Genomic DNA, 14,645 nt, shown 5'->3' with positions numbered 1-14,645 from the left:
GTCCTTTTCAGCAGTGTGTTATCCAGTTCTGCGCTGCGGCGCGCTATCCACGCCTTAATGCGGCGTGCGGCTGCGTTGGCCGCGCACGGGGGAGAATGTTTCCCACTCGGCGCAAGCCGGGCAATGCCAGAAGTACTGGCGCGCCTTGAAGCCGCAAGAGCCGCAGTAATACATCGATTGTTCGCGCGTTGCATCGTTGAGCAACTTGACGATGATTTCCAGCTCCGGCTTCTGATCGTCCGGGGCAATCAACAGATGGGTTTCCAGCAAGCGGCGCAGGCCCGGCATGGTCGGATGATTGCGCAGACGTTCACGCACAAACTGGTAGGCGTCTTCCAGGCCTTTTTGCGCCATCAAGCGCTCATAAGTCAGGTCGAGCACGTCCAGTTCGGGATACTGGCTCAGCAAACGCAGCAGCAAATGCGTGCCTTCGGTGGTTTTGCCCTTGGCATCCCATGCGGTGAGCAAGCGTCGTGCCACCAGCGCCAGGTAATCCGGGTCTTGCGATTCAATCGCCAGCCATTGCGCGATCGCCTCATCGGCATCGCCTGCAGCCATGGCCAGATCGCCCAGCAAGGAACGCGCGCGCGCGCATTGGCGGTTGGCGCTGAGTGCGGCGTTCAGCTCGATATGCGCTTCTTCGGGCAAAGAACGCGACATCGCTTGCTCGGCCAGTTCGCAATGGAACTGGGCGATCTCGTGCTGATAGTTGTGCGAGTCGTCACGCAGCTGTTGTGCAATCTCGATCGCTTTGCGCCAGGCTTTTTCTTGCTGATACACGGCCAGCAATTCGGTGCGCGCCAGGCGGGCGTTATCGGTGTGCTGCAGTTCGGTCAGCAACGCCTCGGCACGATCAAACAAGCCGGCTTTCATAAAATCCTGCGCCAGCTCGAACTGCGCTTGTTGGCGCTGCACATCGTTCAGCTCGTTACGCGCCAGCAATTTCTGGTGCATGCGGATTGCGCGTTCCAGCTCGCCGCGGCGGCGAAACAAATGGCCCAGCGTAAATTGCAGCTCCACCGTTTCGGCATGGTGTCGCGCTACTTCAACGTAGACGTCGACGGCGCGATTGGTCTCGCCGTTCAACAGATAGTTAAGCCCTTTGAAATACGCAGCAGGCAGCGAGCGTGTTTCGGACAGAACGTGTTTGATATCGATACGTGCCGCCATCCAGCCCAGCGCAAAAAACGCCGGCAAAGAGATCAGCCACCAGTATTGGGAATCTAGCATGGACAAGAACCTGGCCAGTTGAGACTGGTCTTGCAGTCAAAAGAAAGAAACGCAGCCCGCTTAGAGGGCATCGCGCGGTTGTTCCACCATCAGCGGCTCGCTGACCACCTCAACCGGCGCGGGGGTACGGACGCGCAGTTCCTTGCGTAGCGCCACCACTTCGCGGCGCAGACGGAACACCTGGCCCAGCATGGCCAGAAAGGCGAATACGGCGCCCGCGGCAAAGAATACGAACAGGATCATCGAGAGAGGTGCTTCCCAGCTGTAACCGAGGAAGAACTGCAAAGACACCGTGTCGGCGTTGTGCATGGCAAAGCCCAGCAACACGATAAACACCAGCAACTTGATCAATCCGTAGACGTAACGCATAGGCCATCCGCTCTGTTTGATTACGGCCGTATTGTAGCCGATTAAGCCTGGCGGGCTATCCTGGATTTCCCTTGAGCCTGTAACGACATCGGCATATTTACGCTACATGGACACAATACAACGTAAAAACGGCGCCCCGAAGGACGCCGTTTGAGGGACTAGCTAGCAATTACAGCAGTTCGTCTACGCGCTCGCGCAGTTCCTTGCCCGCTTTGAAGTGGGGCACGAACTTTTCCGGAACCTCGACTCGAGAGCCGGACTTCGGATTGCGACCGACGCGTGGCGGCCGGTAGTTGAGGTCAAAGCTGCCAAAGCCACGGATCTCGATGCGCTGACCTTGAGCCAGGCTTTTGGCCATGGCATCGAGTATGGTCTTGACGGCCAGCTCAGCGTCTTTGGTCACCAGTTGCGGATAGCGCGAGGTGAGTTTCGCGATGAGCTCGGACTTCGTCATGCTGCCTGAATTCCTTACTCAGCCGAGCCGGACAGCTTGGCTTTGAGCAGGGCACCCAGGTTGGTCGTACCAGCAGTGGCGTCGGACGACAGACGCGACATCGCATCTTTCTCGTCACCCATGTCCTTGGCTTTGATCGACAGGTTGATCGAACGATTCTTGCGATCAACGTTGATGATCATGGCTTCAACCGCATCGCCTTCTTTCAGGACGGAACGGATGTCTTCAACGCGGTCACGCGAAACTTCGGTCGAACGCAGGTAGCCTTCAACTTCGTCGGTCAGCGCAATCACAGCACCCTTGGCATCCAGGGACTTGACGGTACCCTTGACGATGGCGCCCTTGTCGCTGCTGGCCACGTAGTTGTTGAACGGATCGCCTTCCAGTTGCTTGATGCCGAGGCTGATGCGCTCTTTGTCCACGTCGATCGACAGGACAACGGCTTCAACTTCGTCACCCTTCTTGAAGTTGCGCACGGCTTCTTCGCCAGTCACTTGCCACGACAGGTCGGACAGGTGAACCAGGCCATCGATGCCGCCAGGCAGGCCAACGAACACGCCGAAGTCGGTAATCGACTTGATCGCGCCCTTCAGCTTGTCGCCCTTCTTGAAGTTTTCAGCGAATTCGTCCCAAGGATTAGCCGCGCATTGCTTCATGCCCAAGCTGATACGACGCTTCTCTTCGTCGATATCCAGGATCATCACTTCAACTTCGTCGCCCAGCGAAACAACCTTGGACGGATGAACGTTCTTGTTGGTCCAGTCCATTTCGGACACGTGCACCAGGCCTTCGATGCCTTGTTCGATTTCAACGAACGCGCCGTAGTCGGTCAGGTTGGTCACCTTGCCGAACAGACGGGTGCCTTGCGGGTAACGACGGGACAGACCCACCCACGGATCTTCGCCCAGTTGCTTCAGACCCAGCGATACGCGGTTCTTCTCTTGATCGAACTTCAGGACCTTGGCTTCGACTTCATCGCCAACAGCCAGCACTTCGGACGGGTGCTTCACGCGACGCCATGCCAGATCGGTGATGTGCAGCAGACCATCGATACCGCCCAGGTCCACGAAGGCGCCGTAGTCGGTGATGTTCTTGACGATACCCTTGACCACTGCGCCTTCGCGCAGGGTTTCGAGCAGCTTCTGACGTTCTTCGCCCAGCGATTCTTCCAGAACGGCGCGACGCGAAACCACCACGTTGTTGCGCTTGCGATCCAGCTTGATCACCTTGAATTCGATCTGCTTGCCTTCGAACGGGGTGGTGTCTTTTACCGGACGGATGTCGACGAGCGAACCCGGCAGGAAGGCGCGCAGGCCATTGACCATAACGGTCAGGCCGCCCTTGACCTTGCCAGAGATCACGCCGGTCATCACGGCGCCCTTCTCCAGGCAGTCTTCCAGCTCGATCCACGAGGCCAGGCGCTTGGCCTTTTCACGGGAGAGCTTGGTTTCGCCGTAGCCGTTTTCCAGGCTGTCGATCGCCACCGGCACGAAGTCGCCGATTGCAACTTCGACTTCGCCGTTGTCATTCTTGAACTCTTCCAGCGGAATCAGCGATTCCGACTTCAGACCGGCGTTCACGGTCACGAAGTTATTATCGATACCGACGACTTCGGCGGTAATCACTTCACCTGCGCGCATCTCTTGACGCGTGAGGCTTTCCTCGAAAAGCGCTGCAAAGCTTTCCATGGAAGTGTTGAGGGTTGCAGTTGTCATGTGTTGAGAAGTTCCAGCATCCCCGGACTTGAGGCCCGGAGGGGGTTAGTTACACCAGATCAGGCCTGCTTTGCGCAGGATTGATCACCAAAACGCGCCTGTCGGCGCAAAGGCGAGCCAGCCACCAGCTACAGGGTCGACTCGCGAAAGCAGCGATGTTAAAGAATTCTTCGCATCGCTTCAAGTATTTAGCGATTATCGGAAGGTCAGGCGGCGTTGGCATGCCACCATTGCAGCACCTGCCCTACCGCGGCCTCGATGCCCAGCGCCGAAGTTTCCAGCAAATGCGCGTCGGGCAACTGCCGCAGCGGCGCCACCGAGCGCGCACGATCCCGCGCATCGCGCGCTTCCAGATCAGCGGTAATGGCTGCCAGATCCGCGTTTTCGCCACGTCCGATCAATTGCTTGTAGCGGCGTTCGGCGCGCACCTCCGCAGTTGCCGTCAAAAACACCTTGAGCGGCGCCTGCGGAAACACCACCGACCCCATATCGCGACCATCGGCCACCAGACCCGGCGCTTGCGCAAACGCGCGCTGGCGTTCCAGCAAGGCCGCGCGCACCAGCGGCAGCGCCGCCACTTGCGACGCACCCACGCCGATGGTTTCCGAGCGGATCATGTGGCTGACATCATCGCCCGCCAGATAGATGTGCTCGCCTGCGAAGCGCACATCCAGCGCATGCGCCACCGCGGCTACACCATGTTCGTCATCCCAATGGATGCCCTGGCGGCTGGCGGCCAGCGCCGTCAGCCGGTACAGCGCGCCGGAATCCAGATAATGGAAACCGAGCGCGTCCGCTACACGTTGTGCAATCGTGCCTTTGCCCGACGCGGAAGGGCCGTCGATGGCAATTACCGGTACTGCCATGCTTAGCCTCGTCCAGCCAGGATGTCTTCAATGCGAGCCAGTTCTTCCACCGAGAAGTCCAGGTTTTTGACCGCACCCAGGTTTTCTTCGATTTGCTCGACGCGGCTGGCGCCGATGATGACGGTGGTAACGGTGCGCAACGCCCACGCCAGCGACATTTGCGCCAGCGTCTGTCCGCGCGCCACGGCCACTTCATTCAGCTTTTTGACCTGCGCCAGACGCTGTTCCACTTTGTCGGTGGACAAGAACGGGTTGCTGCTGTCGGCCGCGCGCGAATCCGCAGGGACGCCATTCAGATAGCGGCTGGTCAGCAGGCCTTGCGCCAGTGGGCAGAATGCGATCGAACCGATGCCTTCTTCCGTCAGCACGTCAGTCAGACCATCCTCAATCCAGCGATCCAACATCGAATACGACGGCTGATGGATCAGGCAAGGCGTGCCCAGTTCTTTCAGCACGCGCGCAGCCACTTTGGTCTGCTCGGCCGAGTACGACGAAATGCCGACGTACAGCGCCTTGCCCTGACGCACGATGGCGTCCAGCGCACCCATGGTTTCTTCAATCGGGGTATCCGGATCAGGACGGTGCGAATAGAAGATGTCCACATATTCAAGGCCCATGCGCTTCAGGCTTTGATCACAGCTGGCCATCAGATATTTGCGGCTGCCGAAATCGCCATACGGGCCCGGCCACATCTGCCAGCCCGCTTTGGACGAAATGATCAGCTCGTCACGATAGGGCTTGAGATCGGTCGCCAGCAGACGGCCAAACGTTTCTTCGGCCGAACCGGCGGGCGGGCCATAGTTGTTGGCCAGATCGAAATGGGTAATGCCGGCATCAAACGCGGCACGCACCATGGCGCGCGAGTTATCAAACGGCTTGTTGTCGCCAAAGTTGTGCCACAGACCCAGCGAAATCGCCGGCAGCTTAAGGCCGCTGTTGCCGCAGCGGCGATACGGCATGCGGTCATCGTAACGGTCGGGGTGCGCAATATAAGTCATGCTTTAGTCCTGTCCATGTGTGTCGTCGTGATGGCCCGCCCTTGCGGGCGCGACCTTGTTGTTTTTTCTTTTAGCGTTACCGCTTGCGGTTGCCCCAGGCCACGCGGGCTTTACTGGCCTGGGCGAAATAATCCGTCATGCCATCGCGGTCTTCGGCTTCAACCAGCGCAATCACTTGTTGCAACTGGGCAGCGCAGGATTTCAGGTCTTGCAACAAAGCGCTGCGATTGGCCAGCGCGATGTCGCGCCACATATCGGGATGCGAGCCGGCAATGCGGGTGAAATCGCGAAAGCCCGACGCAGCAAATTCAAGGCAGGTGTCGGCGTCGGCGCGCGCCAGTACGGTATTCATATATGCGAAAGCCAGCAAGTGAGGCATATGGCTTACGGCCGCGAATACGCCGTCATGCTGCGCCGCCTGCATGGTATGCACCACCGCGCCACATTGCTGCCACAACGCTTCAATGCGGGCGGTACTGGCCGGGTCGGTCTCCGCCAAGGGCGTCAGCACCACGCGACGGCCTTCAAACAAACCGTATTGCGCCGCCGCAGCCCCCGACAAATCAGAACCGGCAATCGGATGGCCCGGTACACACCACGCCAGATGCTCCGGCAGGTTTTCGCGAAACAGGGCGCAGACGTCCTGCTTGGTGGAGCCGCCATCGGTGACCAGGCAACCGGGCGCAAGGTGCGGTGCGATACGTTGCATCAGCGCGCCCATCTGGCCCACCGGCGTGGCCAGCAACACCAGATCGGCATCGACCACCGCTTCGGCCGCGTCGGCGGTGGCGACGTCAATGACATTCAGCTCGATGGCGCGCGCCAGATTGTCCGGATTACGCCCTACGCCCACCACGTGCTGCACCAGCCGCACGCGTTTCAACGCCAGCGCAAACGAGCCGCCGATCAAGCCAGTGCCCAGCAGCACCAGTTTTCGCACAGGGGTCATTGCGCTTTACCTTGCACGTCCTCTTCGCGATACGTGCTGATGATCTGCAGCAGCGTGCGTTTGATCCTGGAGCCATCCGCAGGCGCATCGGCAACCGGCGCTTCGGAAATGCGCAACGTATACAGTTTGCCCGGCGCGTAGTTAAAGCCTTCGATGCCGCCATACAACAGCTGCCATGGGCCATCGGCCTTTTCCCGGAACTGCAGGCAATCCATTTTGGCGGCGCCCGCCGTGCACGGCACGGTTTCCGGGGCAATCTGAATGACTTTCTCGACCAGTTGCGCCTTGTGCACAAACACCAGTTGGTCGGTATTGCCGGATTTGAACACCAGCTTGCCATCGCGGGTGAGGTCATAACTTTTCGCTTTGTTCAGCAACTGCAGCACATCGCGTTCTTTCTCGGACGACTCGGTATCCAGACACGCCATACGCGTACCCGCCAGCGGGCCGATCTTGAAGTCGGGATATTCAATCGCGCCCATAAACCGGTTGCACCCCGAAAACCCGCTGATCTTTGCGCCCTTGATGCTCATCGTCACCGGACGCTGTTGTTCGTCGATGGCTTTGGCCGACAATTCCTGACCATTAATGCGCCAGGACTGCAGCTCATAGTCGCCATCCAGCAGCGACAGCGCCTGCGCGCTAAGACTGGCCGCCAGTAACGCGCCGGCCACCAGCCAGGTTTGCAGCAGTTTCATTGGGTTCTCCGGATGTGTTGGTTTATCTGTTTTGGGCAATGCCATGCGACCACGGCGGGCGCGATCAGTTGCCTGCGCGCTGTTCGCGGCCATCAAATCAATCAGATCGAACGCCCCACTGCCTGGGCAATCGCGCCCAGCGTGGTCATCAGTTGTTTCAGCTCGGCCGGGGTCAGCGCCTGGTCGGCATCACACCACGCTTCGCAGGGATTGGGGTGCATTTCGATCAACAAACCGTCAGCGCCTGCTGCCACTGCCGCTTGCGCCAGGGCAGGCACCATCCAGGCTTTGCCCCCGGCGTGGCTCGGATCGACGATCACCGGTAAATGCGTTTCGCGCTTGATGACCGGGATGGCGGTGATATCGAGCACATTGCGATACGCCGTCTCAAACGTGCGGATGCCGCGCTCGCAAAAAATGATGTTGTGATTGCCGCCCGCCGCAATGTACTCCGCCGACATCAGCCATTCCGAAATCGTGGCCGACAAGCCGCGTTTGAGGATGACCGGCTTGTTGACGCGCCCCACTTCTTTCAGCAAATCAAAATTCTGCATATTGCGCGCGCCGATCTGGATGACGTCGACTTCATGCTCGATAAAAGTGTCGAGCATGCGCACATCCATCAGTTCGGTCACGATGGGCAGATTGTGCTGGCGCGCCGAACGCTGAAAGAACTCCAGCCCTTCCACGCCCAGCCCCTGAAACGCATACGGACTGGTGCGCGGTTTGAATGCCCCGCCGCGCATCATGCGACATCCCGCCGCCGCGACCGCCGCCGCCGACTCATCCATTTGCGCCTGGGTTTCCACCGAGCACGGCCCGCCAATCACCTGAATCTGTTCTCCGCCAATCGGAATACCGCGCACGCGGATCACCGAGCCTTGCGGGTGCGTCGCGCGCGCGACAATCTTGTATTGCTTGGCCACGCGGTGGGCGCGTTCCACGCCGGGCATGATTTCAAAATGCGCCAGGTCCAGCTTGTTTTCGTCGCCAATGGCACCAATGATGGTCAGTTCTGCGCCGCGCGAGACATGCTCTTGCAAGCCCGCCTTACGGATCTCGCTGATGACGCCATCGATGTGTGCAGCGGTGGCGTTTTGTTGCATGACGATAATCATGGTTGTTCCTGAATATTCGTGTCCGAAGACGGGAAGGCAAAAAGCGCAAGACCCCGATTGGAAACCAGAGCGCCGGTTCAGGCAACCTCTACGAGTGCCAATCAGGTCATTACACGGCTTACGCGGCCGTTTTTAGCGTAATCACAGCAACCCCAGCACAAGGCTGATATGGATTTACTGACCCGCTTGTTGATCAGCCTGATAACCCAGGCCGCCCTGGTGGAAGCGCGCGACGCGTGGGCGGGCGGACATTTATGGCGCGTATCGCAACTGGCGCGACGCCTGGCGTTGGATCTCAAATTGCCCGCGCCCGACGTCGCGCAAATTACGCTCGGCGCGCTGGTGCATGATCTGGGCAAGATCGGCGTGGCCGAAACCATCCTCAATAAACCGACCCGCCTGAGCGACGAAGAGTTCGATGCCATGCGCGCGCATCCGGAAACCGGTCTGGCCGCATTGGTGGGCCATCCGCTAGCGCATCTGGTCCGTGAATCGGTGCTGATGCATCACGAAACACCCGATGGCACGGGCTATCCGCAAGGTCTGCAAGGCGACGCGCTGCCGCTGGTGGCGCGCATCGTCGGGCTGGTAGACGCGTTTGATGCGATGACCTCAACGCGCTCCTATCGCCGCCAACTCGGCATCGAGCCCGCCTTGCAAGCCATTGAAGATAATATCGATACGCAATTTGATGGCGGACTGGCGCGACACTTTATCAAGATGGCGCGCGCAGGCGCGTTTGACGACATCGCGGGGCATTCCGAGAAAGGTATCGCCATGCAGCACTGCCCCACCTGCGGCCCGATCATCGCCATTCCCCACAAAACCCGTAGCGGCGATGTGATCGCCTGCCCGGCTTGTCGCACCGGTTTCAAGGTATTGGGCAACGCCAATGATTGGCACTTGCGGCCGCTACCGGTGCATATCAGCGCGCGCCCGCTCAGCGTTGATCACGAACTGGTGCAATGTCTGGCGCAGGAAATCCGCGCACAACTGGATGAGCGCGTGGCCCTCGGCGTGGTCTAAGTCCACGCCGGCATCGTGCCGGTTACACGCTGCGAAACTGCTGTGCCGCCACGCGCAAGTAATAGAACATCGAAATGATGGTCAGCACGCCGGCGACATACAGCGCGAGCATTCCGATAAACAAGGTGGGTACACCGGGGATGAGCGGGTCGTTCCAGAGCAGGAACAGGATTGCGATCATCTGCGCCGTGGTCTTGAATTTGCCGATGGTAGCGACGGCCACGCTGCGCGATTTGCCAAGCTGTGCCATCCATTCACGTAATGCAGAAATGGTAATTTCGCGACCGATGATAATGACGGCCAGCCACGACGGCGCGCGCTCCAGTTCCACCAGCAGGATCAGCGCCGCAGCCACCATCAGCTTGTCGGCCACCGGATCAAGAAAAGCGCCAAATGACGATGTCTGGTTCCAGCGCCGCGCCAGAAACCCGTCAAACCAGTCGGTAAGCGCCGCCACGGCAAAGATGGCGGTGCCGATCATGTTCTTCATCGGCATGGCAACCGCGGTGTCGGGCAGATAGAACAAGCCGACAAATACCGGAATTGCGGCTACACGCAGCCAGGTCAGAAAGATCGGCAGATTAAAAGGCATCGCGGGCCACGGTCCGGTTCAAAACCCGCATTCTAACAGCACATGCGCAGCTAGTCTTACAGCGCTGCGTGCATTTACACGCCGTTTTCAAATTGGCGGCGCGCGCAGGCAACACGCAGCGACTAGCCCCGCAATGCGGCATGAATCTTCTCGGCCAGCGCCTGGCTAATACCGTCCACCTGCATCAAATCATCCACGCCCGCGCCTTTTACGCCTTGCAGCCCGCCAAAGCGCGCCAGCAATTTCTGCCGCCGCTTGGGGCCAACGCCTTCAATTTCTTCCAGGCTGGACGCCACACGCGCCTTGGCGCGGCGCGCACGGTGCCCGGTAATGGCAAACCGGTGCGCCTCATCGCGGATTTGCTGGATCAGGTGCAGGCCCGGATGGTCGCGGGGCAGTTGCAGCACATTGTGCGTGCTGGCAAATACCAGTTGCTCCAGCCCGGCTTTACGCGTTTCGCCTTTGGCCACGCCGATCAGCGCCGGTTGCGGCAGGCCCACCTCTTCCATCACCGCCTCAGCCATCGACAACTGACCTTTGCCGCCGTCGATCAAAATAAGATCGGGCACCTTACCTTCGCCAGCTGCAATTTTCTCATAACGGCGCGTCAAGGCCTGGCGCATGGCGGCATAGTCATCGCCCGGCGTAATCCCATTGATGTTGTAGCGCCGGTACTGGCTGGTCTGGATATCGCCATCATCAAACACCACGCACGACGCCACGGTGGCCTCGCCCATGGTGTGCGAAATATCAAAGCACTCGATGCGTGCCGCGTCTTCCGGCAAACCCAAAGCTTCGATCAGCGCTTGCAAGCGCCCGGACTGGCTGGCGGCATGGCTGCTGCGTTGCTGGATGGCCAGGCTGGCGTTTTTGCGCGCCATTTCCAGCCACACCCGACGTTCGCCGTTGGGATTGGCGTTGATGATCACTTTGCGTTGCGCTTGCTCGGTCAACAGTTGCGTCAGCACGTCCAGATTGGGCGGCGCGGGCGAACAGATCACCACCGGCGGCACCGTGCGGTCCAGATAATGCTGGGCGAGGAAGGCTTCCAGCGCTTCGGCCTCGTCGTAATCCTCCGCGTGCGTGGGGAACAGATTTTTGTCGCCCACGTGTCGGCCGCCACGCACCATGGCGAGGTTCAGGCACACCGTGCCGTTTTCCACCACGGCGGCGACGATATCGGCGTCCAGCTCGTTGGTATTACTCGACACAAACTGCCGTTCCTGAATCCGCGCCAGCGCCTGGATCTGGTCGCGGATGGCGGCGGCTTCTTCAAACTTCCACTCTTCCGACAAACGCGCCATGCGCGTTTCCAGCTCCAGCAGCAATTCGTTGGCGCGGCCGTTTAAAAACAGCACCGCGTTATTGACGTCGGCCCGATAGTCCTCGGGCGTAATCAGGTCCACACAGGGCGCGGAACAGCGCTTGATCTGATGCAGCAAACAGGGGCGCGAGCGATTGGCAAACACCGTGTCTTCGCAGGTGCGCAGCTTGAACACCTTCTGCAACAGCTGAATGCTTTCCTTGACCACATAGCCGCTTGGAAACGGCCCGAAATACTGATTACGCTTGTCCAGCGCGCCGCGGTAATACGCCAGTCGCGGTGTTTTATGGCCCGTCACCACCAGATAGGGATAGCTTTTGTCGTCGCGAAACAAGATGTTATAGCGCGGCGCCAATGCCTTGATCAGGTTGTTTTCCAGTACCAACGCTTCGGCTTCGGAGCGCACCACCGTGGTTTCGATGCGCTCGACTTGCGTCAGCATCAGGCGGATGCGTGGGCTGTGGTCGTTTTTCTGAAAATACGAGCCCACACGCTTACGCAAGCTGATGGCTTTGCCGACATACAGCACCGTGCCATCGCCCGCCAGCATGCGATACACGCCGGGCAGCAGCGGCAGCGCTTTTACAAACGCCAGGTGACGTTCAAGGCGGGCTTGGGGATCGGAATCAGGAGCGGCTTGCGCCACGGAGTCGGACATGAGAGGCCTGGATCAAAATTCAGCCCCGATTTTAGCAACACTGCGCCAGGTGCTGAAAGCACAACGCGTGGCAGCCCTGTGCGTGCGCGCCTGGCCCCACGTTTCAGACGCGCTTTTCGGGCTTTATTCGAATGTCATAAATTGCTATTTAATACCGTTAATCTGCTATGCACCTGTATTCATTAAATGAAATTTTTCTGTATCTATAGATTGCTTTGAAAGCGCTATAACATCCGGCCGTAAGTTAAAAACAGGCCAGCAAGATAATCGCGGCAACGCCAGGCCAATATCGCAAAAGAACACCCACCAGTTAGCAGAATTCAAACAAGTGTCATCAAATCGATATAAACCAGGAGTCATGATGAGCAATCCCCAATTAACGCTGTATGTCGGCGCGGATTTTGTCAGCGTATTTGCCATGTCGGCATTTGTGGCTTTAACCGAAAAAGAACTCGAATTTGATATCGTCAAAGTCGATCTGAAACAGCGCGCCAATTACCTGCCCGATTACACGCAATTGTCGATCACCAACAAAGTGCCCACGCTGGTGCACAACGGTTTTAACGTGTCGGAATCCTCGGCCATTGCTGAATACCTGGACGAAACCTTTGCCGAAACCGGCCGCCGCGCGCTGTACCCCAAGGCCGCGCATGACCGCGCCCGCGCCCGGCAAATCCAGGCGTGGCTGCGCAGCGATCTGCTGGTGGTGCGCAAAGAACGCCCGGCTGATCTGATCTACTTTGGCAAAAAAGAAACGCCTTTATCCGACGAAGCACGCGTGGCCGTCGACAAACTGTTCCGCGTGGCCAACCAGTTGCTGGATCACGGTTCCGACCCGCTGTTTGGCGAATGGAGCATTGCCGATACCGATCTGGCCGTGATGCTTAACCGCCTGGTAGCCAATGGCGATGAGGTACCGGCCAACCTGGCGGCGTATGTGCAAAAGCAGTGGCAGCGCAACAGCGTGCAACGTTGGGTGCAGCAAACCCGCTAAGCCGCGTACGCGGGCGCAAGCCCGAATAAAACCCTGCGGCGGCGCACCCGCCCCGCAGGCGCCCTCTGGCCTCATTGCGCCAGAGCGCCAGCCCGCCGTTATCGCGGTGGGGTAACCCGATCTGACTGATTCATCGTGGCCGTAACCCCGCAGCCGTTTTTAAACGGCGGCGCGCCCTGTTACGCCCCGAGCAATGGTTAGCGCAAAGGCCCGATAGCGCGTGCATTAAATGGCGCATTAAGGCTACCGGCATGAAGCTTGTTTACTTTTTTTGCGAGGCGGATTGTGCAGGATGTGATCGAGTTTGAAAAATTCAAGCCTTATACAGCCAAGTCGATTCAGGATACTGAATACTGGCATAAATTAACGCCTGAATTACAGGAAGCCATTAACGTTGTTTCGCGCGTTATGCCTTTTCGCACCAATCAATATGTATTGAGCACATTGATCGACTGGAATAATGTACCCAATGATCCGATGTTCCGGCTCACCTTTCCGCATCGCGATATGTTGCTGGAAGAAGAATATGAATCGTTGCACGCATTAATTGCCGCGGGCGATCAGGTGGCAATCAAGCGCAGGGTGGAATTGATCTGGCGCCGCATGAATCCGCATCCGGCGGGCCAGCTCACGCATAACGCCGCGCTGCTGGACGGCAAACCGCTGGCGGGCGTGCAGCATAAATACCCCGAAACCGTGCTGTTTTTCCCCGGCGCGGGCCAGACCTGCCACGCCTATTGCACCTTCTGCTTTCGCTGGGCGCAGTTTATTGGTGAAGAAGAACTCAAGTTCAACGCCAGTGAGGCGGAAGAGCTGGTGGCTTATCTGCGCCAGTACCCCGAAGTGACCGATGTGCTGATCACGGGCGGCGATCCGCTGATCATGAACACGCGCTCGCTTGCCGGATACATCGAGCCGCTGCTGCAACTGCCGCAAATCAAGAGCATCCGCATCGGCACCAAATCGGTGGCGTACTGGCCGCAGCGCTTTGTTACCGATAAAGATGCCGATGCGCTGCTGGCGTTGTTCCGCCAGGTGGTCGCCTCGGGCAAAAACCTGGCGATCATGGGTCATTACAGCCATCCGGTGGAGCTGCGCCCGGCCATTGCCAAAGAAGCGGTGCGCCGCATTACCGGCACCGGCGCCACCTTGCGCATGCAGTCGCCGGTCATCCGCCATATCAACGAAGACCCGTATGCGTGGCGCGAACTGTGGGTGGAAGGCGTACGCCTGGGCGCGATTCCTTATTACATGTTTGTCGAGCGCGATACCGGCCCCAGCCACTATTTCGAGCTACCGCTGGCACAGGCTTTCCAGATTTTCCGCACCGCCTACACCGGCGTGTCTGGCCTGGCGCGCACCGTGCGCGGGCCGTCGATGAGCACCTTCTACGGCAAGGTGGTGATCAACGGCATCGAAGTGGTGGCAGGCGAAAAAGTGTTTGTGCTGACCTTCTTGCAGGCCCGCAATCCGGACTGGGTCTTGCGCCCGTTTTACGCGCGCTTTGATCCGCAAGCCACGTGGCTGGACGACCTGGTGCCCGCGTTTGGCCAGCAACACTTTTTCTTTGAACACGACGCCGAACCCGCGCCGCGCAAAACCATTGCCCTGACTCTGGCCGTGTAAGCGCGGCCCTTTACCGAACCTGGACTCC

Annotated in this window: 14 protein-coding genes; 3 read left to right on the top strand and 11 right to left on the bottom strand. The window is 59.0% G+C overall.

Going from position 1 to position 14,645, the window contains the following annotated elements:
- Positions 1 to 54 precede the first annotated feature (54 nt).
- The 9 genes from lapB to aroF form a co-directional block, all read right to left on the bottom strand.
- On the bottom strand, positions 55 to 1,230 hold the full coding sequence (lapB, locus tag WG78_RS12770; protein ID WP_053938209.1) for a lipopolysaccharide assembly protein LapB: 1,176 nt from the start codon (positions 1,228 to 1,230) through the stop codon (positions 55 to 57).
- 60 nt (positions 1,231 to 1,290) lie between these two features.
- Entirely contained in the window at positions 1,291 to 1,599 is a 309-nt protein-coding gene (locus tag WG78_RS12765) for a LapA family protein (RefSeq protein WP_053938208.1), read from the bottom strand.
- A gap of 169 nt (positions 1,600 to 1,768) precedes the next feature.
- Positions 1,769 to 2,053, bottom strand: coding sequence for an integration host factor subunit beta (locus WG78_RS12760; protein WP_053938207.1), 285 nt, complete (start codon positions 2,051 to 2,053; stop codon positions 1,769 to 1,771).
- 14 nt (positions 2,054 to 2,067) lie between these two features.
- Positions 2,068 to 3,768 carry a 30S ribosomal protein S1 gene (gene rpsA, locus WG78_RS12755; protein WP_083459030.1) on the bottom strand — a complete coding sequence of 567 codons (1,701 nt, stop codon included), beginning with the start codon at positions 3,766 to 3,768 and terminating at the stop codon, positions 2,068 to 2,070.
- A gap of 206 nt (positions 3,769 to 3,974) precedes the next feature.
- Positions 3,975 to 4,634 (bottom strand): (d)CMP kinase, encoded by a 660-nt coding sequence (cmk, locus tag WG78_RS12750; RefSeq protein ID WP_053938205.1) that lies wholly within the window; start codon positions 4,632 to 4,634, stop codon positions 3,975 to 3,977.
- Positions 4,635 to 4,636: 2 nt separating this feature from the next.
- Complete coding sequence (mgrA, locus tag WG78_RS12745; RefSeq protein WP_053938204.1) at positions 4,637 to 5,632, bottom strand: L-glyceraldehyde 3-phosphate reductase; 996 nt, start codon at positions 5,630 to 5,632, stop codon at positions 4,637 to 4,639.
- A gap of 76 nt (positions 5,633 to 5,708) precedes the next feature.
- A complete protein-coding gene (locus WG78_RS12740; RefSeq protein ID WP_053938203.1) occupies positions 5,709 to 6,581 on the bottom strand; it encodes a prephenate dehydrogenase in 873 nt (290 codons plus the stop codon).
- Positions 6,578 to 7,279, bottom strand: coding sequence for an META and DUF4377 domain-containing protein (locus tag WG78_RS12735; RefSeq protein ID WP_053938202.1), 702 nt, complete (start codon positions 7,277 to 7,279; stop codon positions 6,578 to 6,580). The genes WG78_RS12740 and WG78_RS12735 overlap by 4 nt, the downstream gene beginning before the upstream one ends.
- A gap of 101 nt (positions 7,280 to 7,380) precedes the next feature.
- The gene (aroF, locus tag WG78_RS12730) at positions 7,381 to 8,397 is read right to left on the bottom strand and encodes a 3-deoxy-7-phosphoheptulonate synthase (RefSeq protein ID WP_053938201.1); all 1,017 of its coding nucleotides are present in this window, start codon (positions 8,395 to 8,397) and stop codon (positions 7,381 to 7,383) included.
- 168 nt (positions 8,398 to 8,565) lie between these two features.
- On the opposite strand from aroF, the gene WG78_RS12725 reads away from it, so the two are divergent.
- Positions 8,566 to 9,423: an HD-GYP domain-containing protein gene (locus WG78_RS12725; protein WP_053938200.1), complete on the top strand. Its 858-nt coding sequence runs from the start codon at positions 8,566 to 8,568 to the stop codon at positions 9,421 to 9,423.
- A gap of 22 nt (positions 9,424 to 9,445) precedes the next feature.
- Here WG78_RS12725 and pgsA read toward each other — a convergent pair whose 3' ends face one another.
- Complete coding sequence (pgsA, locus tag WG78_RS12720; protein ID WP_053938199.1) at positions 9,446 to 10,015, bottom strand: CDP-diacylglycerol--glycerol-3-phosphate 3-phosphatidyltransferase; 570 nt, start codon at positions 10,013 to 10,015, stop codon at positions 9,446 to 9,448.
- A 122-nt stretch (positions 10,016 to 10,137) separates the two neighbouring features.
- The gene (uvrC, locus tag WG78_RS12715; RefSeq protein ID WP_083459024.1) at positions 10,138 to 11,997 is read right to left on the bottom strand and encodes an excinuclease ABC subunit UvrC; all 1,860 of its coding nucleotides are present in this window, start codon (positions 11,995 to 11,997) and stop codon (positions 10,138 to 10,140) included.
- 361 nt (positions 11,998 to 12,358) lie between these two features.
- Here uvrC and yfcF point away from each other — a divergent pair, with 361 nt between their 5' ends.
- Entirely contained in the window at positions 12,359 to 12,991 is a 633-nt protein-coding gene (gene yfcF / locus WG78_RS12710; RefSeq protein WP_053938198.1) for a glutathione transferase, read from the top strand.
- Between the two features lie 258 nt (positions 12,992 to 13,249).
- A complete protein-coding gene (locus WG78_RS12705; RefSeq protein WP_201782428.1) occupies positions 13,250 to 14,617 on the top strand; it encodes a KamA family radical SAM protein in 1,368 nt (455 codons plus the stop codon).
- The last annotated feature ends 28 nt before the right edge of the window (positions 14,618 to 14,645 follow it).

Origin of the sequence: Amantichitinum ursilacus, assembly GCF_001294205.1 — a bacterium.
GTDB lineage: Bacteria > Pseudomonadota > Gammaproteobacteria > Burkholderiales > Chitinibacteraceae > Amantichitinum > Amantichitinum ursilacus.
The sequence above is the reverse complement of the archived record's forward strand: the minus strand, read 5'-3'. Positions and strand labels throughout refer to the sequence as shown.

Coding starts and splice junctions, on each gene's coding strand:
- lapB (WP_053938209.1), bottom strand. CDS start 1,230: ATGCTAGATTCCCAATACTGGTGGCTGATCTCTTTGCCGGCGTTTTTT.
- WG78_RS12765 (WP_053938208.1), bottom strand. CDS start 1,599: ATGCGTTACGTCTACGGATTGATCAAGTTGCTGGTGTTTATCGTGTTG.
- WG78_RS12760 (WP_053938207.1), bottom strand. CDS start 2,053: ATGACGAAGTCCGAGCTCATCGCGAAACTCACCTCGCGCTATCCGCAA.
- rpsA (WP_083459030.1), bottom strand. CDS start 3,768: ATGACAACTGCAACCCTCAACACTTCCATGGAAAGCTTTGCAGCGCTT.
- cmk (WP_053938205.1), bottom strand. CDS start 4,634: ATGGCAGTACCGGTAATTGCCATCGACGGCCCTTCCGCGTCGGGCAAA.
- mgrA (WP_053938204.1), bottom strand. CDS start 5,632: ATGACTTATATTGCGCACCCCGACCGTTACGATGACCGCATGCCGTAT.
- WG78_RS12740 (WP_053938203.1), bottom strand. CDS start 6,581: ATGACCCCTGTGCGAAAACTGGTGCTGCTGGGCACTGGCTTGATCGGC.
- WG78_RS12735 (WP_053938202.1), bottom strand. CDS start 7,279: ATGAAACTGCTGCAAACCTGGCTGGTGGCCGGCGCGTTACTGGCGGCC.
- aroF (WP_053938201.1), bottom strand. CDS start 8,397: ATGATTATCGTCATGCAACAAAACGCCACCGCTGCACACATCGATGGC.
- WG78_RS12725 (WP_053938200.1), top strand. CDS start 8,566: ATGGATTTACTGACCCGCTTGTTGATCAGCCTGATAACCCAGGCCGCC.
- pgsA (WP_053938199.1), bottom strand. CDS start 10,015: ATGCCTTTTAATCTGCCGATCTTTCTGACCTGGCTGCGTGTAGCCGCA.
- uvrC (WP_083459024.1), bottom strand. CDS start 11,997: ATGTCCGACTCCGTGGCGCAAGCCGCTCCTGATTCCGATCCCCAAGCC.
- yfcF (WP_053938198.1), top strand. CDS start 12,359: ATGAGCAATCCCCAATTAACGCTGTATGTCGGCGCGGATTTTGTCAGC.